Origin of the sequence: Pantoea sp. Fr-CA_6 (genome assembly GCF_024520895.1) — a bacterium.
In the GTDB taxonomy this organism is placed as follows: Bacteria; Pseudomonadota; Gammaproteobacteria; order Enterobacterales; family Enterobacteriaceae; genus Pantoea; species Pantoea agglomerans.
On record NZ_JALNPO010000001.1, the window covers coordinates 555,594 to 577,815 of the forward strand.

Sequence of the window (22,222 nt, forward strand, 5' to 3'; positions counted from 1 at the left end):
ACTCCAGTGAGAAAAGCTAAGAACCTGCACAGATTATTAAAATAAGAGAAGAAATAAATACCAGAAGATAATGCAGCAGGTGCAGAGCTGACTTTTTAAGCATCCTGTCATCCTCCCTGACTTTTACCTCAGCAACCTTTCTATCAGGCATCAGGCGCAAAACCCTTTCGCGCCTGATAACCCTGCGAATCAGCCCTTACGCATTATCATTTTTCAGCGACGGCAGCTTAGAGACCAGACGCAGAGAAACCGTCAGACCTTCCAGCTGGTAGTGCGGACGCAGGAAGAATTTCGCGGAGTAATAGCCAGGATTATCCTCCTGCTCTTCCACATTCACCTCGGCAGCCGCCAGCGGCTTGCGTGACTTGGTCTCCTGCGAGGAGTTAGCCGGATCGCCATCGACATAGTTCATCACCCAGTCGTTCAGCCAGCGTTCCATTTCATCACGCTCACGGAAGGAGCCGATTTTGTCGCGCACGATGCACTTCAGGTAGTGCGCGAAACGGCAGCAGGCGAACAGGTAAGGAAGACGCGCGGCCAGACGGGCATTGGCGGTGGCATCAGCGTCGTGATACTCCATCGGCTTCTGCAGTGACTGCGCACCAATAAAGGCAGCGAAGTCAGAGTTTTTGCGATGTACCAGCGGCATAAAACCATTTTTCGCCAGTTCGGCTTCACGACGATCGCTGATGGCGATTTCGGTCGGGCACTTCATATCCACGCCGCCGTCGTCGCTCGGGAAGGTGTGGCACGGCAGATTTTCCACTGCCCCACCCGACTCCACGCCGCGTATTGCGGTGCACCAGCCATACTCTTTGAAGGAGCGGTTGATGTTGGCGGCCATCGCGTAAGCCGCATTGCTCCACGTATAGTTGCCATGATCGGAACCATCGGTCTGCTCTTCAAAGTCAAAGCTGTCGACCGGGTTGGTACGGATGCCGTAAGGCAGACGCGCCAGGAAGCGCGGCATCACCAGACCCAGATAGCGTGCATCTTCCGACTCACGCAAGCTGCGCCAGGCAGCATATTCAGTGTTCTGGAAGATTTTGGTCAGATCGCGTGGATTCGCCAGCTCCTGCCAGGACTCCATCTGCATCACTTCGGGCGCGGTGCCGGTGATAAACGGACAGTGCGCGGCTGAGCCGATACGTGCCATCTCACCCAGCAGCTCAACATCCTGCGGGCTGTGGTCAAAGTAGTAGTCGCCCACCAAGCAGCCAAACGGCTCGCCACCGAACTGACCATACTCTTGTTCATAAATTTTCTTGAACAGCGGGCTTTGATCCCAGCCGGCACCCTTGTAACGCTTCAGAGTACGACCCAGCTCCTGCTTGGAGATGCTCATAAAGCGGATTTTCAGCATCTCGTCAGTTTCAGTGTTGTTCACCAGATAGCTCAGGCCACGCCAGGCGCTTTCCAGCGACTGAAACTCCGGATGGTGAATAATCTGGTTCACCTGCTGCGACAGCTTTTCGTCGATCTCCGCGATCAGCGCCTGAATGGTGCGATAGGCATCGCTGGAGACGGTAACGGTGTTCTCCAGCGCCTGCTGCGCCAGGGTTTTCACCGCGCTTTCGACCGCGGCACGCGCCTGATCGCTTTTTGGCCGGAACTCTTTATTCAGCAGCGCGCTGAACTCATCCTGACTGAAACTGGCTGCGCCCTGCGACTGCGGTTGTTGTGAAGTCTGCGTCATGCCTGCGGCTCCTTACCTTCAGTGGCCTCATCCTGCTTTGGCAGATGGGTCAGGGCCTGCAGCAGCGTAGGATCCTGCAGCACCTTACCAATCAGCTCTTCCGCGCCGTTTTTGCCATCCATATAGGTCAGCAGGTTTGCCAGCTGGGTACGCGCTTCCAGCAGCTTGCTCAGCGGCTCCACGTTGCGGGCCACCGCGTCCGGCGAAAAGTCATCCATGCTGTCAAAGGTCAGATCGATGTTCAGCTTGCCTTCGCCATTCAGGGTATTGTCTACCTGGAACGCGGCGCGCGGCTTCAGTGCTTTCATGCGCTCATCGAAGTTGTCGATGTCGATTTCCATGAATTTACGATCATCAATGCCTGGCTGTGGCTCCAGCGGTTTACCCACCAGATCCGCCAGCACGCCCATTACAAACGGGAGCTGGATTTTGCGTTCCGCGCCATAAATTTCCACGTCATACTCAATCTGAACGCGAGGCGCGCGATTGCGGGCAATGAACTTCTGCCCACTGGATTTGCTTGTTGCCATGGTTTTCTCCATACATGATGCGCGGATAAAGTGTCACAGCAGGCGCGCAGGTCCCGCTGAGTGTGTGTGCGTCACGCCTGCTTAATCGCGACGTCCGAAAATGGTTTCCAGCTGATGTACGCCGTCGGGTGCCAGTTCGCGGATGATCTCCAGAAAGTCGCGCTCGATTAAGCGCTGTACACGGTCGATCATCAGCGGGGCCGGATGACTCGGCTCATGCTGGGTGAAGTAGAGCTTCACTTTCTCCAGCATCAGCTGCGCGTCGGCGCGGGAACTGATCTGCACCGTGCGCCAGTCAGCGGCAGCGCGCGGGCTGGCTGGTGCAGGCGATGCCGCGGTTTCTGCGGGCTGTTCCACGGCGGCTGTGGGGATCAGCGCATTGAGATCGGTGGCCTGGCAACGTTCAGCGATCAGCGCAATCTGTCTGCGCAGCTGTGTGAGCTCCGGCACCGCGGCTTCGCCCAGTCGTTCGGTCACGGTTTCGCAGATGGTCTGCAGCCGCTCATGAATCTGCAGCACCGCCTCAATACCAGGCTGGTCGCCGCGCGCCAGTTCGTCGATCAGACGCGGCAGGCCGCCAGGATAGTCCGCGACTTCGGTTTTACTGCCGTCGCACAGGGCGGCCGCATCGCGCAGCGTGATGCCGTCAGAGGGATAGCGCAGCAGCCAGCACTGACGTACCGCGCCGCTCAGATCGGTTTTGTCACCCAGCAGCGCCAGCGCATTAATGCGGTAGAAGGGATCCTGCTCGCCGAACTCCTCCAGCCGGGGCCACAGCGGCTCCCAGTAGAGCAACAACGCCTGTTCAATCAGCTTCAGGCCCTGGGCATAGCCCGGCAGCCCTTTCAGTTCGGTCCAGGCGTGGGTCAGCGCCAGCATTACCCGCAAATCTTTGCTGCGCGCCAGCAGCGCTATCGCCAGCTTCTCGACTCTGTTCCAGTCGGCCGGCTCTGCCGGAATGATGGTATTGCCAAACTGCTGCTCCGCTTTACCGGCGCTGGCCTGCTCCATCGCCTGAAAATCAGCGTGGTACTCCAGGTTATCGCCGCCGGGATTGTCCTCGCTGACCGGAGCCAGCAGAGCCTCTGTATTCATCGTCATGCGTGTCGCCTCAGGATTCAAACATCGGGGGATAAAGTCCGTTTCGTCCCGGCTTTGCCCCACCGGCCGGATCAAACAGCAATGAAAAGAGCTGGGCGGTAAAATTACCGCTGTGGACCTGGGTATAAAGCGGGAAACCGTCGCTTTGATTGGTCCACCAGAAACTGGTGTAGAACTGCGGGTCGAAGTTCTCGCCCGGCAGTGTCCAGTTCAGCGTCGAAGGGGTATCGCCATGCCCGATGACGTTGAGAATGTCTGACGTCTCGTCCGACTCCTGCGGCGGCTGCGGCTGAGGAATGCTGATCAGCGCCTGATCCAGCTGCTCCGGTGACCCGCCGCCCTGCACCACCCGCAGCAGCGTGTTGCCCACCTGCTGATACCACTCGCCGGAGCGCGCCAGCAGGGCTGGCGACCACTCGGCGGGCGTGAAGTGGCGCAGTGCGCAGAGTGGGTAGTTACGGCCCACGCTGTCACGCGCGGCAATCAGGCAGCCCATCTGAATCAGCTGGCTGCCCAGCATCGGCGGCACCACAAAATTCCAGACCGGCGCGTTAAGGAACGGGCGCGACGGGGCGTTATCACTCTCCTGACTGCTCTGCCAGTGATGCAGGCCCACCTGAAACCAGCTGGACCATTGGCGATAGAGCACGTCCGGGAAGCGGCGCTTCACAAAGTCACCCGCGCTGGGCACTTTGCCGTACCAGCAGGGTGCAGCGTAATGAGTCATTGTCGGGTCCTGTTTCAGGGGCAGCTAAAGCCGGGAAGCTGGAACGGGTTACGAATGCTGCCAGGGGTGAACGACAGCGTGACCTGATGACCGTCCACGCTGAAACTCGCTTCGCGGGTCAGGCCGCCTGCCGCTGTCAGCCGGGCGCGGTCAAAGAAGCGATTGAGCGCCCAGGGACCGCTGGTGACCAGCGTGGAGGTGGTGCCGTTGGTCAGACCCAGCTGCATCCGCACCTGGCTGGTGCCGCCGGGGCCGGGCCAGCTGACCATCTGTACCGCCTGCGGTCCGTGGCTGTAGCGTAAGATCTGCCCATCCACATCCAGCGTCAGGTTAAGGATGTCGTTATCCATTTTTACCGTGCGCAGCGTGACGCGGAAGCCGGGCGTGGTCGCACCGTTGGCAAAGAAGGCATCGCGGATTGACTGCGCCTGCTGGAAGGGCCGCAGCAGGGCTTCGCCTCCCGGCAGGGTTTTACCGTCAATGCCCGGCGTAAAGCGCCACGCCGCGTTGGTGGTGTCGACTTTGCTGGCCAGGTTGTCGCGGAAGAAGCTGTCCATCATGCCGCTGCCGGGTGCAAACATCCGCGCCAGATCGTCTGGTGTGACCTCACTGCGCGCAGAGCGAACCAGCGGATAACGACCGGCGATCGCCTGGCGGCAGAAACTGCCCACTTCCATGGTGATGCGTTTGCGGACGTTATCCATATCGCGGCGCTGTGCGTCGCTGCTGGCACCCACCGCCATGCTGGAAACCATGTTCTGCAATGAACCCGGCAGACGGCCGGCACTGGCCTGCAGACGACTGATGGCATCGCTGGCCGGTGGCGGCATCCCGCTGTTCGCCGCATCCTGCACGGCGGTGAGGTAGCGATAGAGATCGTCAATCTGATGCAGGAAGTCATCCACCGCCAGCACCTTACTGCCCTGTTGCAGCGGCTGGGCCAGCTCCAGAACCGGCGCAAAGTGCAGCGCGACGGCCTGCTCCGGGGATGCCTGGGTAGCGGCCTGTCCGCGCGCGGCACTGGCCTCGGGCGAGGTAAACAGCGCTTCAAGGGTGCGGGTGGCGCTGTTATCCGACGGCTTTGCTGCCTGCGCGGTTTTCTCATCTGGTTGCGCCCGGTTCAGCGTCAGCAGACCACCGAGGTTGATCACCAGCTGGCGCAGCGGCGAATGGTTGCCCGACAGCAAACGGGCGGTGTTGATGCGTTGCGACAGATCGGCGCTGCTGTTGAGCTGAATATCGCTGAGGAACTGCTCCCACTGGCGGATGTAGTCCTGCACGTAGAGCTGGCGCACCGCAAGATCCGTCTGCTCACTTTTCTGCTGCGGCGCCGCGCCGCCCAGCACCCAGAGATCGTCCTGATACAACGCCTGGGTCACCGGGGCAATCTGCTTATCCACGTGCTGCCAGTAGCCATCCGGCGTATAGAGACCCGCCACACCGTCATTGACCGATTTACCGCTTTTGCGGGAAAACACCAGCTCGCTCTGGGGACCACCCAGCGCCGCCAGCGTCACCGGCTGCAGGCTGTCATCGCGTTGCAGCAGGCGCTTCAGCCGTCCATAGACGCGCTGTGACAGCGGCATCTGATTAATCAGCGCCTGCTCGCGCTTTACCAGCGCTTCATCCTTCGCATACGGCGACGAGTGAATCTGCGTCTCCAGCAACTGTTGCAGGTGCCACGCCAGCTGTTTCACCTGCTGCTGGGTGACGTTCTGCGGCAGTTCGCGTGACAGGTTGAGCATCAGCCACGCCTGCAGGAATTTGCCATCGTAGTGCTTTGGCTGATAGAGCATCTGATACGCCTTCAGCGCTTCATAGCTGTAGTCAGCATCACTGCCGTTGTCATTACGCAGCCAGCGGGTGATGTTCTGCGCCACCTGCGGCAACAGCAGCTGTTTCAGTGCCTTGTCGTAGAGTGCGCGGGTGGCATCGCTGACCTCGGTGCCGCGATAAAGCCCCATGCGGCGCGTCAGCGGCGGTGCTTCCAGTGAGAAGTCGGCGCTCTCCGGCAGGTGCAACAGAGTGTTGAGATAAGGCACCAGCGCAAAGAGATCGCCATTGACCTGCTGCTGAAGCTGATCGCCCAGTTGTTCAACCTGCGGCGCTTTAGCGGCCATCTCCTGCAGATAGGCTTTGTTTTTACTGTAGCTGGTGAGCCACAGCGCCCCGGCCACCAGCAATATCAGCAGCAGCGCCAGATAACCCGACCAGAGTCCGGCGCGGTTGCGCAGCTCCCACCAGCGGTTGCTGCCCGCCAGACCGGACTCCTGGAAAATCACATTTTCCAGCACCCCTTTCAGGAAGAAGCTCTGCCCTTTGTTCTGCGGGATGGGCGACTCTTTATCGACCTTATCCCAGCTTCCTGACTCGCCAGCCTGCTGCCCCGGCAGATTCAGTGCGCGGTTTAGCTCGCCCATCACCCGGTCAAACGGCAGTCCCTCCTGGGTGCCGCTGGCAAAGTAGATACCGCGCGGCGCGAACTGGGTTTCAAAATCGGAGCGGGCAAACAGCGTATCCAGCGCGTCTGCCAGCAACGGCCGCAGCGCCGCAAACTCCTGCGGGAAGAGATAGCTCTCTGCCCGCGCCTGCGCGTCGCTTTCCGTCAGCAGCCGATCGGCCAGTCCGGCATCCAGACGCTGTTGCAGCAGGGAATACTCCTGCTGGAACTGGTTATTAAGTTCGAAATCGGCGGCGGACGCCTTCGCCCAGGGAAAGGTGAATCCCCAGATTTGTTCACGCTGCGCTTTATCCAGCGAAGCAAAGTAGCTGCGGAACCCTTTGAGCAAGTCCGCTTTAGTGACCAGCACATAGACCGGGAAACGGATGCCGAGACGATCGTGCAGCTCCATTAACCGCTGACGCAGTGCCAGCGCCTGATTACGCAGCGCCTCGGGCGACTGCGACAGCAGGTCGGAAACGCTCAGCGTGACGATGACGCCGTTGATCGGCTGACGTCCGCGATATTTACGCAGCAGGTCGAGAAAATGATGCCATTCGCTGGCATCACGCTCCTGCTGACTCTCCTGGGTACTGTAGCGCCCGGCGGTATCGAGCAGCACCGCGTCATTGGTGAACCACCAGTCGCAGTTGCGGGTGCCGCCAATGCCGCGTAGCGCCGACTTGCCGAATTTATCTGCCAGCGGAAACTGCAGGCCCGAGTTGACCAGCGCGGTAGTTTTACCGGCACCGGGCGCGCCAATGATCATGTACCACGGCAGCTGATAGAGATACTGACGGCCAAAGCGCTGTGCCCAGAACGGCGTGCCCTTGCTGCTGTGGCGCTGGAAGTGCGCCTTTTTCAGCATGTCAGTGGCTTCGGAGAAACGCCCTGCCAGCACCTGCTCTTCACTGGTCAGGCGCTGACGATCGGCTTCCGGCGCATCGCTTTTGCCGGTTTCAAGGCTCGACATCAGCTTGCGATTGAGCCAGATGTTATAGAGCCGCGGAATCGCCTGGCCTAAGCCCCATACCAGATAGAGCAGCGCGATACTGATAATGCGGTTCTGCTCCGGCTCAAGCGGGCGCGAATCGACGATTGAGAACACCGGGCCAATTACCCAGATGATAAAAGAGAGCGCGGTAATGCCGACAAAGCCCCACGCGAGGCGGCTGGTCAGCACCGCAAACAGAATATTCAGCATGGATCAGTTCCCTCTCGCCAGGCCGTTGAGTTCGGCATGCGTCGCATCCGGCGCCACCAGCAGGGTAATTTCAACACGACGGTTACGTGCGCGATTTTCTGCGCTGTTATTAGGCACCAGCGGATTGCTTTCACCGCGCCCTTCCGCTTTCACCCGTGACGGCTGCGCCAGCTGCTGTTGCAACAGGGTCTGTACTGACCGGGCACGCGCCAGCGAAAGCTCAAAGTTGGAGGCGAAGCGGGCACTGCGGATCGGCACGTTATCGCTGTAGCCAATCACCTGAATCTGGCCGCTGACATTGTTCATGGCGGCAGCGATGCGCTGGATTACGTCGGTGTAACGTCCGCGCACCTCGGTGGCCGCCGAGGCAAATAGTCCGTCCCCTTTCAGCGTCACCACGCTGCGGTCCGCTTCGTCACGCACCGCTACCAGCCCGGCATCAATTTCCGGTTTCAGGAAAGCGCGCAGGTTCAGCGTGGCGGGCGGTGGGGGCGCAGGGTTGCCGATCTTCACTTCCGGCAGCGCCGTCTGATAGATACGGGCCAGTACCGGCGAGGTGTAATCGCCGAGACGCCAGTTGAGCACGATGTAGAACAGACAGGCCGCCAGCCCCGCCACCGCCGCACAGGCCCACAGCGGGATCATTGGCCGCCACAATTTGCGCAGGACCGGCTGATCGGTGGGATGCGGAGACAGCGCCGCTGCATAATTGCCACGCACGCTTTTGATCATCTGCAGCAGGCGCTGTTTGATAGTCTCCAGCTGCGAGCGACCGTTGTCCAGCACCCGGTAGCGTCCTTCGAACCCCAGCAGCAGGCAGAAGTAGATCAACTCCAGCATCAGAATGTGGCGTCTTGGGTTCTGCGACAGCTTAGCCAGCAGCTGAAAAAACTTTTCGCCGCCCCAGGTTTCATTGTGAAAGGTGACCAGCAGACCATTGCTGGTCCAGACGCCGCGGCTGCCCCACGGCGTCAGCGCCGCCGCCTCATCCAGCGCGGTACAGAGACAGTATCGCGCACCGATGATCACTTCATAGCCCAGGCCTGACTGCTGGCAGCTCAGCTCGAAGCGCCGAATCTGATCGATCAGCTGCTGACGCAGCTGCGCCGGGTCTTCATGTGATACCGAGTGACGGATTTGAGGAATGGCGTTAATCAGGGGGTTGGCCGCCGCGACCAGCACATTCTGATGACTGGCCTCCGGCGCAAGATCGCTGTGTGATTTTTGTTGTTCCTGCATCATGCTGCGTGCTCAGTTTATGATTCTGACTGACTACGAATGGCCCAGAACTCCATGTTCAGACCTGGAAACTCACCGGCAAGATGCAGCGCAAAAGCGCCCGAGCGCTCCATCTCTTTCCATAGCTCGCTGTTCTTATCCAGTTCGAAATAGCTGTATCCGGCATGCCACGGGATCTGCGGCGGCGCGCCGGGCATGGCCCGAAGTGCCAGACCGGGCAACTGCAACTGCACCAGATCGCGAATTTTGCTGACCGGGGCGACTTTCATCTGCGCCGGGAAGTGGGTTTTGAGGGTGTCGGCTGGCACGCTGGCTTTCACCGCCAGCACAAAGCCAAACTCATGCACCATACTGCTCTCCGGCACGGTCGCGACGTTAAGACCGTGCGAGCGCTGAATCAGCGGCAGCTGAATCGCGCTCTCTTCCATCACCTGGGACAGCCCCTGACGCAGCAGCAGTGACAGGCGGCTAAAACAGCTGTGCAGATCGTCATGATCGTAGAGCGGCAGGCCATCGGGCGCGCGGGCTGGCGTCCAGGTACTGAGCTCCGCCGCCAGTTGCAGCCAGTGGCTGTAGAGCGTTTCAGGATGCAACAGCGGCAGATGTTGCAGATGAGTGTGCAGGCCAAGCTGACGATTCAGCAGCGCCAGCAGCATAAAATCGACCATATCCGCGCTGTTAAAACGACCGGTGCCCGGCGCGCGCTGACTCAGCTGCTGGCTGCGTTGCTGGATCAGCCCGTGCAGATCGTTGAACATGTTTTGCAGCGGACGGCTGCTGTTAAGCGTCAGCATCGGCGGGATGTAGTCACTGTCGAGCCGGATATGGTTGTCGCTGCGTTTTTCAATCACCTGAGCCACGCCCATGGCGGTCCACTCGGCGGTCAGATCCTGTTCCAGCATCAGCCGCAGACGCAGCTTGCCGAACTGCACCGTGGCGCTGCCCACGGCCTGGGCATTGTCATCTTCCACTTCCGCTTCCCAGGCGAGGTAGCGCGCCAGAGAATCCTGCGACTCCTGAAAGGCCACCGCTTCGCGGCCATTGCGGCGTGCCGGAATGGCCAGCACCACTTTGCTGCGGTCAACGGAGGCAGGCAGATCAAGCGGGGCCGGACCGTGCTGTGGCTGGCTGAAGGCAAAAAACGTGCCGTCAGGCAGACAACCGCTGGCGGCGCTCAGCGCCAGTTTCCCCTGGCGCAGCAGCGCTTCATCGAACTCCAGATCGTAAAAACCCCAGGTATAGGCGCGCTGCGACTGGCCCCACTCACGCAGGGTGCTGAGAAGATAATTTTCTGACTGCTGGAAATGGTGAGGACGCAGAAACATCCCCTCGGTCCAGACCACCTTTTCGGCTCTGTTCATAGACATCACTGTTTTTCCACGCGAAGGCCGTTAATCCCCGCCACAATGCGCGCATTCAGCTCACCATCGTCACGCTTCCAGAACGCCCAGAATGAGGGTGATTCGCCTTCGGGAACCGGCAGCGACAGTCGCCAGACCTTGCCATCCAGCGCCTGATATTCCGCCATGATGCCGATGAAGCGCGCCTCGGGCAGACTCTTAATCCGCAGCGTTTTATGGGGCTGAGTGGAAGTCAGGAAGAACTGTTGCGTATTGAGTTGCGCATTACCCAGCGCATTAGCGGACTGGTTTTGCAGGGAGTAGAAGTCAGCCGACATAAACTCCGCATCGGAGGTCAGTAATACCACCCGGACTTTCAGCGGCGCACCGCCGTTAACCTGGTTTTGCGCCTGAACGTCCAGGTTGTACCAGGCAACAGGCTGTGGAGTACTGCTGCACGCGGTCATCAGCCACGTCAGCAGCACTATCAGCGCCCCACGCCATAGCGTTGTTGTCATCATCCCGCCCTCCCTGCTTAGTGCGATTAGTTAATAATCCAGGTTCCGTTAGTGCTGTTCTGGCAGGCGGTGCTGTCACCGTTTACCGCAACACAGGTTTTCTTCTTGCTGCTGCGCACCCGGCGCTTCGGCTGGTCAGCCTTGATCGTCTGATCGTAAAGCTCGCTTTTCACCACGGCGCGAAATGGCACATAGCCGGTCAGCTGAACGGTTGCCTGCGGCGCTGCGGAGGGCGCTGACTCTTTAACGGCACTGCTGGCTTTACCCGGCTCAGGTTCTGCTGACACCTGAGCGGGTTCACCCAGCGCCAGCCAGTTGTTCTCTACCTGACCAATCACGGTGTAGCTTTCGCCGGTTTTCAGCGTCTCCACCACCTTGCCGCCAAAACTCGGATGGCTCATCACCGAAGCGGGATAGAGCGCACGGTAGGTTTCATTGACCGGGCTGAACTGCGCAGGCGGTTTAACCGCATAACGGTGACTGATCACCACGCCATCCACGGTGCTGGTGACCAGCGTGTCATCCGTCATTTTTGGCGGCGTTTTACAACCCGCGACAGAAAAAACAAACATCAGGCCTAACGCAATACGGAGCTTCACCATTTTTTTCATGTTGTGTTCCATTCATATCCTGGAGAGTGGCCAGAGGCCGGTTGTCAGTAATGAAAATCGGGAATGTGGTGCTGATAGAGCGCCACTTAGTGCCAGCCTAAAAGAAAAACCTTAAGCAAATAGCGTTAAAGTGCCATGGCGAGGCACTTTAAAAGATCAACTAACGTTAACTATTAAAAAGCAACTCTGGCGACCGGTACAGGTGCAGAGAGAAATCTGAGCTGGCAAGAAATGATCAGAAACATGATCTATTTTTTTGCGTCAGATTGGATGAGGAAGGCAAAACCCAAGCTTTACTTATGCCATCCCTGGCCGAAAAACTGACATATTGACTCAGATTTACACTTGTGACGCTATTCGCTGACAAAAGAAAAAAGCGCAGCGCACAGGCTGATTTCCTGTTTTAACGATCACATTCAGTAAGTTACAAGATGTGTATAAGCTCATAGCTACCGCACGAGCCAGGTATATCCTGCCCGTAGGTATGAAATCACAATTCCTTTGTAAACATAAGCTGCGAGTTTACAGAAGATTGACAAAATTTCAACGGGCCACTTTCATAAGATTTTACTTAAGTAAAGTTTAAGTAATTTACTTAGTGCAAATATGTGTTACTTTTAATCACTCGCTTAGGATTATTCTTAACAAGATGAGCAACTATGAAGTATTCTTACACAGAAACCAGATCCCTCTGTAGTCAGCATTAAAAAAACTCATGTAAAAAATGGCGCTGTTTCACCAGACCGTAATGAAGGTTAACGGCGGGGTGACCGTAATACGTGGCAGTTTTTAGCGTAAAAACAGTGAGATAATGATTACAAATCAGTAAGTTGTTTCATTATGGGACGGTTCAGAAAGGGCTGAGGATGAGGTGCTCGTGAAGCGAGATAAGCGAAGCGCAAAACGGCCCGGCGTCGCTTTAAGAAAGGACTGATTAATTGTTCTTTATCGGCATTGCAGCTATCGCCACGCTTCTGATGCTTCTCAGCATGCCCGGCTATGTGGAGCAAAAAAACCACGCCGTAGCGTGGTTCTGAGGGAAGAGTGCAGGGTTATCCTGGCAGGTTGCGGGCCAGAACTAGAAGAAGCCCAGCGGCTCGATACTGTAGCTGACCAGCAGGTTTTTAGTCTGCTGATAGTGATCCAGCATCATTTTGTGGGTCTCACGCCCGATACCCGACTTCTTATAACCGCCAAAGGCGGCGTGCGCCGGATAGAGGTGATAACAGTTGGTCCAGACGCGCCCGGCTTTAATCGCCCTGCCCACACGGTAAGCACGGTTGATATCGCGGGTCCAGACGCCAGCACCTAACCCATAGATGGAGTCGTTGGCGATACTGATTGCTTCCGCCTCATCTTTAAAGGTGGTGATACCAATGACCGGGCCAAAGATCTCCTCCTGGAAAACGCGCATGCTGTTGTTGCCTTTCAGCAGTGTCGGCTGAATGTAGTAGCCGCTGTTAAGTGAGTCATCCAGCTTCTCTACGCCACCGCCCACCAGCACTTCCGCGCCCTCCTGTCGGGCAACCTCAAGATAAGAGAGAATTTTATCAAACTGCTGCTGCGACGCCTGCGCGCCCACCATGGTTTCGGTATCCAGCGGATCACCACGTTTGATGGTTTTTACCCGCTTCATCACCGCTGCCATAAAGGGTTCGTAGATCGACTCCTGTACCAGCGCACGCGACGGACAGGTACAGACTTCGCCCTGATTCAGGAAGCCCAGCACCACGCCTTCGGCGGCTTTCTCTATAAAGCTCTCCTCCGCCTGCATGATATCTTCAAAGAAGATGTTAGGTGATTTACCGCCCAGCTCAACGGTCGAGGGGATCAGGCTTTTTGCTGCCAGCTCCAGAATATGACCGCCGGTTGCGGTAGAGCCGGTGAAGGCTACCTTGGCGATGCCGGAATGGGAGGCGAGCGCTTCACCCGCCTCTTTGCCGAACCCATGCACCACGTTCAGCACACCCGGCGGCAGCAGATCTTTAATCAGATCGACAAAAACGGTGATCGACAGCGGGGTCTGCTCAGCCGGTTTCAGCACCACACAGTTACCCGCGCCCAGTGCCGGAGCCAGTTTCCACGCCGCCATTAATAGCGGAAAGTTCCATGGAATGATCTGCGCTACCACGCCCAGCGGCTCATGGAAATGATAGGCGGCGGTGAACTCATCAATCTCGGCGGCACTGCCCTCCTGCGCCCGGACACAACCGGCAAAGTAACGGAAGTGATCGACGGCCAGCGGCATATCGGCCGCCAGGGTTTCGCGTACCGGTTTACCGTTATCCCAGGTTTCATAGACCGCCATCGTCTCCAGATGCTGTTCCAGCCGATCGGCGATTTTCAGTAACAGCAGCGAGCGTTGTTGCGGCGAGGTCTTGCCCCAGGCTTCCGCCGCCGCTGCCGCAGCAGCCACAGCGTTATCAACATCGGCAACGTCTGAGCGCGGAAACTCACCGGCCGCAGAGCCGTTCACCGGGGAGGTATTGGTGAAGTAGTTGCCGTTCACCGGCGCGACGAATTCACCATTAATGAAGTTGCCATAATTCTTTTGTAGGGTAATCAGAGAACCCTGTTCTCCGGGGGCGGCATAACGCATGATCATTCTCCTGACAGGTGACTGATGTAACAATGATGAAACTTATTATTAACATGAAGCATCATCAAGAGCCTGTCAGTTCTGTTAACCGGAAACTGTGACCGCCCCGAAGGAATGGGTGTTTACGCTTCGTCTTTAGATAATTCCGACTTTTACCCAAAAGGCTGGTCAGAGAGAAACTTGTGCGGCACAAAGGGGTCAACGTGAGGATGAATTCATTCTGGAGATGAGCATGCTGGCTTCAGCTTTTACCCTGATGCGCGCTAAAGCCAATTTCGTGCATCAGTTTATCCGCAACCCGCGCAAGATGGGCAGCATTACGCCCTCGTCAGAGGCGCTGTGCCGCACCATGATTGCGTCGGTGGAATGGCCTGAAAAGTTACGTATCGCCGAACTCGGCGCGGGCGACGGTGTACTGACGCGGCAGATACTGGCGCAGATGTCACCCGATGCCACGCTGGATGCCTTTGAGATCAGCAGCACGCTGGCCGATAAGCTTAATGCGCTGGACGATCCGCGCATGACAGTGCGCACCTGTTCAGCAGAGTACCTGAGCGGAGAATATGACGTGATCTTCTCAGGCCTGCCGCTGCTCTCATTACCCACTGAATTGCGTGAGGCGATTCTGCGTGCGGTGTATAACGCGCTCGGGCCCAACGGCGTCTTTGTACAGTTCCAGTATACCTCGCTGACTCAGCCAGACCTGTCGCGCTACTTCACCTGGGAGCGCCAGCGGGTGATGAAAAACGTGCCACCCGCCTGGGTCTATCGCTGCACGCGTCACTACGCACCCTGAGCTTGCGCCATTGCAGGGCGCGTTTGTTGCCAGAACGCCACCAGCAACTCACGCGCCCAGTCTTTCCCCTCCATCTCGTTTGCCCCATCTTCTGCACAGCCTTTGGGCATACAAACGTTCATGATGTGCCGTGAAAATTCAGGATGAAACTGCACCGATAGCGCCTGCGGCGAATAACGGACAATCTGACAGCCATCGCGCGCAGAGGCGGCCAGCACCTGCGCCTGTTGTGGCGCGCTGATCACCGACTGGCGATGTGACAGCCAGACGCTGAAGTCCTGTGGCAATTTCTTCAGTAGCGGATCGCGCTGCGCCTCCGGCATACAGTTGATTGGTAACAGCCCGCGTTCCCATCCATTGGGATTGTCCGCCACCTCGCCACCCAGCGCATAGGCCATCAGCTGGTGACCGTAGCAGACCCCCAGCAACGGCAAGCCGTTATCCATGGCTGCGCGAATCCATACGGCGCTGCGTTCGCTCCAGTCAGCGTGATCGGTGACCATCGCCCAGGAACCGCTGAGGATCGCCCCGGAAATCTGGTCGAAAGCGGGTAGCGCCTCGCCCAGATGGGGCCGTACAATCAGGTATTCATCGGGTTGCAGGTTTAACGCGTCGATGAACCAGCGCGGCTGTTCACCAATCTCTGAGACGACGTTTGCGGGTGGGACTTCAAGCTGAATTAACGCAAGGGGTAAGGCGGACGTGTAGGTCATACCGAATCGTTTCCTTTAAGAAGTCGTTTCAAATCAGTCTGCCAGCAACGCGCCCGAAAGTCTCATCAGGCTGCGCCGCAATCGCAGAAAATTTCTCCCTGCGATTGGCTGCAATGCCGCAGTTCGTGCCATCATTAGCGGGCTAAGCAAAAAAACATCGAAAGGATATTATCGTGGCTGTGCGGCATTTTTTTCTGATTCTGATGGTGGTTTCAATCTGGGCCTTCAACAACGTTGCGGTGAAATGGGGCCTGCTGGAGCTTCCGCCACTTTTCCTGACGTTTATGCGCTTTGTGGTCGTCGCCATCGTACTGGTACCGTTTTGCCGGATTAACCGTCAGCAGCTACCCTGGCTGTTGCTGCTGGCTTTCACGTTCGGTTTTATGCACTTTTCGCTGCTGTTTGTCGGCCTGCGCTATACCGATGCCGGCACCGGCGCAATTGTGGTTCAGTTGGGTACACCCATTGCCATGCTGCTGGCGATGGTGGTGCTGAAAGAGAAGCTGAAGCTGGTGCAGCTGATGGGCATTATGATCTCGCTGAGCGGCGTTGTCGTGCTCTCCGGCAGCCCGACGATTCCGTCGTGGTGGGTGCTTTGTCTGTTGTTGTGCAGCGCCACCGGCTGGGCTGTCAGCAACCTGATTGTGAAAAAGTCACCGCCGATTAAACCGCTGACCATGACCGGCTGGATTGCGTTTCTGGCCATTCCTGTCGTCGGCGCATCCAGTCTGTTGATGGAATCACATCAGCTCTACGCCCTGCAAAATGCGGGCTGGCACGGCTGGTTTGCCATTCTTTACAGCGCTATCGCCTCGTCAATTGTCGCCTATACACTGTGGTATATGCTGCTGAAGAAATATAACGTCAACCTGATCATGCCCTACTCACTGCTGACGCCGGTATTATCCGTGCTGATGGGGATTGTGGTGCTGGGCGACAGCCTTAACAGCTTCAAGATTATCGGTGCGTCGCTGGTAATCCTTGGTACCGCTATTGCCGTAATCAACCTGCGTAGCCTGCGGATGCATGCCCGCTTCCCGCGCCTGCGGCGGCGTTAATCCCGCGTGCTATGCTTGAGAAATCACTTCTCTCAGGAAGCACAACATGGACTCACCGCTTGCCGCCTCTCTCTGGCAGCAGATGCAGCAGGGATTGCGAGGTCGCGACGCCGCCTGGCCTCTCCCCGCCTTCGTTGATCGCGCCACCTTCTCTTCTGCCTTTGCCGTCAGTGAACTGGCGGCCACCAGTATCGGTCTGGCAACGCAGGCTGCTGCTGCGCTTATCGCCACATCCCGCCCTGAACTCTCTCCGCCCGTCACCGTTAACGTCCGGCTGGCGTCACGCTGGTTTCAGCAGAGCTTCCATCCGCTGAATCGCGCGGCACCCGCGATGTGGGATGCGTTTGCCGGTGACTATCGCAGCCGGGATGGCTGGATCCGTCTGCACACCAACGCCGTGCATCACCGGCTGGCGATGGAGCGGGTGCTGGGCGCGCACGCCGATCGCGCAGCACTGGCGCAGCAGGTGCAACAGTGGCAGGCCAGCGAACTGGAGCAGTCCGTTATTGATGCGGGTGGCTGTGCCGCAGAGATTCGCAGTGCCGCCGCCTGGCAGCAGCATCCGCAGGGCCAGGCCGTGCAGCGCGAACCGCTGTTTAGCTGGCAGACCACACAACAGGCAGCGGCGCCGGCGTGGCCGCTGGCCGAAGCCCGTCCTTTACTGGGCATTAAAGTACTGGATCTGACGCGGATTATTGCCGGGCCGGTCGCTACCCGTTTTCTTGCCAGCCTGGGAGCCAGCGTGCTGCGCATCGATCCGCCCGGCTGGCAGGAGCCGACGCTGGATGAAGAGATGAGCTGCGGCAAGCGACGAGCGGTGCTGGATCTGACTCAGACCGCCGATCGCGAGCAGTTTATCCACCTGCTGCGTGAAGCGGACGTGCTGGTGCATGGCTATCGGGCGGATGCGCTGGAACGGCTCGGGTTTGACGCGGAGACCCTTCAGTCACTCTCACCCGGTCTGGTTGATGCCGGCCTGAATGCCTGGGGCTGGCAGGGTCCGTGGCGCAATCGCCGGGGTTTTGACAGTCTGGTGCAGATGGGATGCGGCATTGCTGAAAGAGGCATGCAGTGGCAGCAGAGCGATAAACCGGTCCCGCTGCCGGTGCAGGCGCTGGATCATGCCAGCGGCTATCTGCTGGCGGCGGCGGTGCTGGAGGGATTACGGCGACGCATTACTGAGGGCCACGGCAGCCAGGTCCGGCTGTCGCTGGCGCGCACCGCGTGGCTGTTGCAGCAGCATCCCACCGATCAGCGCACAGGCTCCGGCATTGCGCCGCAGGTTAAGGATAACCTGCCCTGTTACGAATTAACGCCGTGGGGGTTTGGAGTGAGGCTGCGAGCGGCCGCCTGGCTGCCCGGCACCCCACAGCTCTGTGCGACGCCAGGCTGCGCGCCGGGGACCCACCCGGCGACGTGGTGAAGCAAAACATTAGATAATTAGAAAAATAATGTTGATAGCATTAGATTGCTATCTTATTATTTACACATGACTCAGGGACGAAGTTCATTGAAACGGGGTGCAGAATGGTCAGGGTAGACTGGTCCAGGCGGGCATTGAAGCACCTTATGAAGATCGACAAACGTTATCAGAAAATCATTTACCAGAAGGTGGGTGAGTTAGTCAGTTTCCCGGTCGTCACACTGGACATTAAAAAAATGCAGGGCAGCGATAATCACTACCGGCTGCGGGTTGGCAACTACCGGGTCCTTTTTACGTTAACCGGGGGCGAACCGGTGATTCTGGAAATTACAGAGGTAGCAAGAAGAACATCCGTCACTTACTAAAGCTTTTGGGATACCTGCATAGCCTTACGCACTCACGACCTCTGCTGCGACACACAATTACCCGGATAAACTATGTCAAAACAGTACATCTATGATGAAGCAGGCAAACCCCAGTTTGTGGTTTTGCCGGTGGCGGAATATGAAAGGCTGCTCTCGGCCAGCGATGGCGAATGGGAGACTATTCCTGTGGAGGCTGATGAGCACGACGATGAGACGATCCCGCACGACGTTGCAGGGATCATGATTGAGCAGGAAGTGAGTCTTCAGGCGGCCTGGCGCATCTGGCGGGGGCTTAGCCAGCATGATGTGGCTCAGCAGTTGGGGACCACGCAAAGTGCGATCTCTCAACTGGAGCGTATTGAAAGTAAGCCGCAGAAAAAGACGCGTGAACGTCTCGCAAAACTGTATGGCTGCCGACCCGGGCAGTTAATCCTGTAAGCCGATTGAGAGGGCTCAGGTGCCCGAAAAAAAGCACGCCGTATCCAGAGAATCCCCCCCAGAACCCATTGAGAAAGATGATTCAGCACTGTGCGCCGGGTACGCACCCGGCGACGTGGTGAATCAGGCGTCAGGCGTCTCTTCGCTGCTATCCAGCAGTTCGTTGTACATCGCCTGGATCGCTTCGCGGCTCAGCATGGCAAGAGTACGATAAAAGGCCGTGGTCGCGTGCGCTTCCACTTTCCCCAGGAAAGCACCGCACCACGGCAGCAGATACTCTTCAAACAGCGCCATCTGCGCCGCGCTCTCATCTTCCGCTGACTGATCTTCCAGCCATGACGCAGCCAGCATCAGCACACCAAAATGATCAGCAGGCGCATCGCTCAGCGGCATTCCGCGTGAGGTCAGGAACGCACGCACTTCTGGCTCCGTTTTGCCTTCCGGCCACTGTGAGGCGTACGGCGGCACGTTGCAATCGCTGCCAACAAACAGCGCGTTGTAATCGGCGGCCAGCGCCTGGGGATCGCTGTTCTGTTGCAGACGGGTCAGCAGCTCATCCTGCTCCAGCGGCCACTGCGACTGCAGTTTGCCTTCACGCAGCAGCGTAAACAGCGGCACCAGCAGCGGGTCCTGCGGCTGACGATTAAACAGTGAGCCGATCACGCGGCACAGAATGGAAAACTCATTCATGAGTCAGATTTCCTTGAGGCAAGTAAATTAAAAGTCAGCCAGTTCAGCAATATGTTTGCCGCTGCGCTGCTCCAGAAAGTCGAGCAGGCGACGCGGCGTGACATTTAACACCCGATCCTCAGGAAAATCCACCTCGCGGGCGATGCGCAGGCAATGTTCAAAATTTCCGAGCGTAAACGCCGTATGGGAATCGGAGCCAAATGCCAGCCGTCCACCGGCATCGGCGGTCTTAACAACGGCGATGACCGGGACTCTGAGTAATCCACCCTTACACCTGGCTATTTCAGCCAGAAAGTGAGTTCATACTTCAGAAAAAATCTTAAAGCAACTGGTTAATTTTGCATAGAAAACTTCAGAATACATCATCCAGCAACTTCTGATTCTGATGAACTATTAGCCAGGCGGAATGAAGATATGCAATAACAGGCTAATCAAACTCGTAAATTTTCATAAAAAAATAGAATAAAATAAAAAGCACTTTTCATACGGGGGCTTACCTCCACTAGTAATAGCGAAAATATTTTCCACAAAAATAAATAATTAAAAGGATCCATAGAAAAGCGAACAGCAGACCATATGTAGGAAAAACGCTTACAAAAAAAACGGCCCCGACCAGACCGGCCGCTGGTGGTATAAGTCCAAAGAAGGATTGACTTACCCAGGCATATAGCCAGCGAAGGATCGCCTTCATTTTATTAAAATCTTGTTTAGTAGATTTAAAATCTGCTCTTCGCTAGTGGAACCTGAATTTTTTCAAATAGATTATTTTAGACATTTCCGGCTCAATCAAATAATAGAACATTTCTAAATTAGCATTATATAAGTCGAACTAATACTCCGCATCATCGAAGCGTAATTTTCTTGCTGCTTTTGTGGCAATCTCAAACTTACCATAAAATTTAAAAGCGGTTACGGCATACGAACTTGTAGCATTAATTACATTAATATGTGACTGTTTGAAATCCCGGGATTGTGTAATAACGAGCGCGATTAACTGTGCTATAGCAAGTTTAGAGAATTTACCAGAAGCATAATCAGACGCTTTTTCAGCTAACAGTCTCTGTATGTTCTGGATGCCTGTATCACCAATACGGCTCAGTTTTTGTCTGAAGTATATTTCTACCATCTCTAAAACCACGTTCTGCCGGGTAAACAGCATTCTGAGTTGCTTCAGGTATCGCAAATCTTCCTGCTTAAGTTGATTACAAACATCCTTGTAGTCATCAAAAAAGCATGAACCATAGCCGCTTGCACGTTGAGCGCCAGACACAATCCCCCTTCCTGTATCAAGCATTGTTTGATGTAACTCAGCAAGTGCCTTCTCAAAGTTAAGCGCAATGGTTCGCTCTGCCTGAAGTTTAATCTTAAGATAAGACATGCTCATACTCATCCCTTTGTGTAGAATTCCTTATGCAACGATTGTATACTGAAGTGAAAGGTATGCAAAGAGAATGGCTTATGAAAAGGATCAAGTGGCTGGCTTTATACACCGTATTTACTCTATTTTATCTTATAGTGATCCCGGAAATCATCTTCAGAACCCTTTCGGAAGATGCTTACATGAAGCTCGGTGAAATCGTAAATCCATTTCAAATTTTCCCTTCAACAGCGAATGCATTATTCATAGCAATAATAATTTCAGCTTTGCTATTAGCATGGTTAACTATTAAATTAGTAAAGCGCGTTACCAGGCGTGGTAATTCTACGCTTTGATCTAACGCGATCAATAAAGAGCAGAGTAGAACTTAAAGTTTACGCCATTACCCGCCCGGACGAACCGCCCCGTTGACATTGCTAACCCGAACGATTGAGACCATTTTTCAGTTATTAAGTGCTCTCTCAGCTTTAAGCTTCAGGTCTTGCCACACGCCCTTTCCGGGCTGATAAGAGAACACGTTACGGTAAAATACTCGCCTCAGTCATTATATCCCCGCAGATAAAAGCGGGGATTTTCATCATGGTGAGCGTGTTGCTTACCTGGCATGGCGCTAAAAGTCAGCCAGTTCAGCAATATGTTTGCCGCTGCGCAGCTCCAGAAAGTCGAGCAGGCGACGCGGCATGACATTTAACACCCGATCCTCAGGAAATTCCACCTCGCGGGCGATGCGCAGGCAATGTTCAAAATTTCCGAGCGTAAACGCCGTATGGGAATCGGAGCCAAATGCCAGCCGTCCACCGGCATCGCGCACCGCGGCAGCGATAGCCCGGCAGTTCGGTTCACTGCCCGGACGCGAATGGGTAAAGGAGGAGTTGTTCAGCTCCAGCGCCACATCGTAGTGCGCGGCTGCCTCGGCGATAGCCGGGATATCGACCGGGAATTTCGGGTTGCCTGGATGACTGATGATATGGACCAGCCCGCCCGCCATCGCGGCGATCATCGCATCCGTGTGATGTTTCCGGTCGCGCGGCGCATAAACCGGCTCGTGAAAACCGGCGACGATCAAATCCAGCGCATCGAGCATCGGGCCGGAACAGTCGATTTCGCCCTGCTGATTTTTAATATTGGCTTCGATACCGCGCAGAATACCCACGCCATCGATCACGCGCGGCCAGACGCGCATATTAATGAAGTGCCAGTAGTGCGGCGCGTCGGCCATGTCGGGGCCGTGATCGGTAATGGCAAACAGTTTCATGCCGGTTTGCTTCGCCTGAGTCACGTAGTCGTGCAGCGTGCTGTAAGCATGCGTGCTGGCGATGGTGTGCATATGCAGATCTACCGGATACATCCTCTTCT

At 56.5% G+C, this 22,222-nt stretch carries 19 protein-coding genes and 1 pseudogene; 5 read left to right on the forward strand and 15 right to left on the reverse strand.

Annotation, left to right across the window (positions count from 1 at the left end):
* Window positions 1-196: 196 nt before the first annotated feature.
* The 10 genes from tssC to NR201_RS02725 form a co-directional block, all read right to left on the reverse strand.
* Entirely contained in the window at window positions 197-1,696 is a 1,500-nt protein-coding gene (gene tssC / locus NR201_RS02680; RefSeq protein ID WP_010246111.1) for a type VI secretion system contractile sheath large subunit, read from the reverse strand.
* Window positions 1,693-2,226: a type VI secretion system contractile sheath small subunit gene (tssB, locus tag NR201_RS02685; RefSeq protein ID WP_010246114.1), complete on the reverse strand. Its 534-nt coding sequence runs from the start codon at window positions 2,224-2,226 to the stop codon at window positions 1,693-1,695. Before tssB ends, tssC begins: the two co-directional genes overlap by 4 nt.
* Window positions 2,227-2,307: 81 nt before the next feature.
* A complete protein-coding gene (tssA, locus tag NR201_RS02690) occupies window positions 2,308-3,321 on the reverse strand; it encodes a type VI secretion system protein TssA (protein WP_031292999.1) in 1,014 nt (337 codons plus the stop codon).
* Window positions 3,322-3,337: 16 nt separating this feature from the next.
* Window positions 3,338-4,054, reverse strand: a complete 717-nt coding sequence (gene tagF / locus NR201_RS02695) for a type VI secretion system-associated protein TagF (protein ID WP_010246121.1) — start codon at window positions 4,052-4,054, stop codon at window positions 3,338-3,340.
* Between the two features lie 14 nt (window positions 4,055-4,068).
* Window positions 4,069-7,698, reverse strand: coding sequence for a type VI secretion system membrane subunit TssM (gene tssM, locus NR201_RS02700; protein WP_010246125.1), 3,630 nt, complete (start codon window positions 7,696-7,698; stop codon window positions 4,069-4,071).
* 3 nt (window positions 7,699-7,701) lie between these two features.
* Window positions 7,702-8,940, reverse strand: coding sequence for a DotU family type VI secretion system protein (locus NR201_RS02705; protein ID WP_010246128.1), 1,239 nt, complete (start codon window positions 8,938-8,940; stop codon window positions 7,702-7,704).
* A gap of 14 nt (window positions 8,941-8,954) precedes the next feature.
* A complete protein-coding gene (gene tssK, locus NR201_RS02710; protein ID WP_010246132.1) occupies window positions 8,955-10,298 on the reverse strand; it encodes a type VI secretion system baseplate subunit TssK in 1,344 nt (447 codons plus the stop codon).
* 5 nt (window positions 10,299-10,303) lie between these two features.
* The gene (gene tssJ / locus NR201_RS02715) at window positions 10,304-10,798 is read right to left on the reverse strand and encodes a type VI secretion system lipoprotein TssJ (protein WP_163639553.1); all 495 of its coding nucleotides are present in this window, start codon (window positions 10,796-10,798) and stop codon (window positions 10,304-10,306) included.
* A gap of 23 nt (window positions 10,799-10,821) precedes the next feature.
* Window positions 10,822-11,418 (reverse strand): SH3 domain-containing protein, encoded by a 597-nt coding sequence (locus tag NR201_RS02720; RefSeq protein WP_256849354.1) that lies wholly within the window; start codon window positions 11,416-11,418, stop codon window positions 10,822-10,824.
* Between the two features lie 1,066 nt (window positions 11,419-12,484).
* Complete coding sequence (locus tag NR201_RS02725) at window positions 12,485-14,005, reverse strand: aldehyde dehydrogenase family protein (RefSeq protein WP_010669897.1); 1,521 nt, start codon at window positions 14,003-14,005, stop codon at window positions 12,485-12,487.
* A 232-nt stretch (window positions 14,006-14,237) separates the two neighbouring features.
* Between NR201_RS02725 and NR201_RS02730 the strand changes: the two genes are divergently transcribed.
* Complete coding sequence (locus NR201_RS02730) at window positions 14,238-14,801, forward strand: class I SAM-dependent methyltransferase (protein ID WP_122888994.1); 564 nt, start codon at window positions 14,238-14,240, stop codon at window positions 14,799-14,801.
* Here NR201_RS02730 and NR201_RS02735 read toward each other — a convergent pair.
* Window positions 14,789-15,514, reverse strand: coding sequence for a glutamine amidotransferase (locus tag NR201_RS02735; RefSeq protein ID WP_256849355.1), 726 nt, complete (start codon window positions 15,512-15,514; stop codon window positions 14,789-14,791). The genes NR201_RS02730 and NR201_RS02735 overlap by 13 nt on opposite strands.
* A 173-nt stretch (window positions 15,515-15,687) precedes the next feature.
* Here NR201_RS02735 and NR201_RS02740 point away from each other — a divergent pair, with 173 nt between their 5' ends.
* The 4 genes from NR201_RS02740 (at window position 15,688) to NR201_RS02755 (ending at window position 18,798) form a co-directional block, all read left to right on the forward strand.
* Entirely contained in the window at window positions 15,688-16,572 is an 885-nt protein-coding gene (locus NR201_RS02740) for a DMT family transporter (protein ID WP_010669895.1), read from the forward strand.
* 46 nt (window positions 16,573-16,618) lie between these two features.
* A complete protein-coding gene (locus NR201_RS02745) occupies window positions 16,619-17,995 on the forward strand; it encodes a CoA transferase (RefSeq protein ID WP_256849356.1) in 1,377 nt (458 codons plus the stop codon).
* A gap of 104 nt (window positions 17,996-18,099) precedes the next feature.
* Window positions 18,100-18,360 carry a type II toxin-antitoxin system RelE/ParE family toxin gene (locus NR201_RS02750; RefSeq protein WP_033757353.1) on the forward strand — a complete coding sequence of 87 codons (261 nt, stop codon included), beginning with the start codon at window positions 18,100-18,102 and terminating at the stop codon, window positions 18,358-18,360.
* A gap of 72 nt (window positions 18,361-18,432) precedes the next feature.
* Window positions 18,433-18,798: a helix-turn-helix domain-containing protein gene (locus tag NR201_RS02755; RefSeq protein ID WP_010246157.1), complete on the forward strand. Its 366-nt coding sequence runs from the start codon at window positions 18,433-18,435 to the stop codon at window positions 18,796-18,798.
* 123 nt (window positions 18,799-18,921) lie between these two features.
* On the opposite strand, the gene NR201_RS02760 is transcribed toward NR201_RS02755, so the two are convergent.
* From NR201_RS02760 to NR201_RS02775, 4 genes and pseudogenes are all read right to left on the reverse strand, one after another.
* Window positions 18,922-19,488, reverse strand: coding sequence for a molecular chaperone (locus tag NR201_RS02760; RefSeq protein WP_010246159.1), 567 nt, complete (start codon window positions 19,486-19,488; stop codon window positions 18,922-18,924).
* 27 nt (window positions 19,489-19,515) lie between these two features.
* Window positions 19,516-19,710: pseudogene (locus tag NR201_RS02765) on the reverse strand (phosphatase); the annotation flags it as partial.
* A gap of 607 nt (window positions 19,711-20,317) precedes the next feature.
* Window positions 20,318-20,872, reverse strand: coding sequence for a hypothetical protein (locus tag NR201_RS02770; RefSeq protein ID WP_256849357.1), 555 nt, complete (start codon window positions 20,870-20,872; stop codon window positions 20,318-20,320).
* A 604-nt stretch (window positions 20,873-21,476) separates the two neighbouring features.
* Window positions 21,477-22,214: a phosphatase gene (locus NR201_RS02775; protein ID WP_250531677.1), complete on the reverse strand. Its 738-nt coding sequence runs from the start codon at window positions 22,212-22,214 to the stop codon at window positions 21,477-21,479.
* Window positions 22,215-22,222 lie beyond the last annotated feature (8 nt).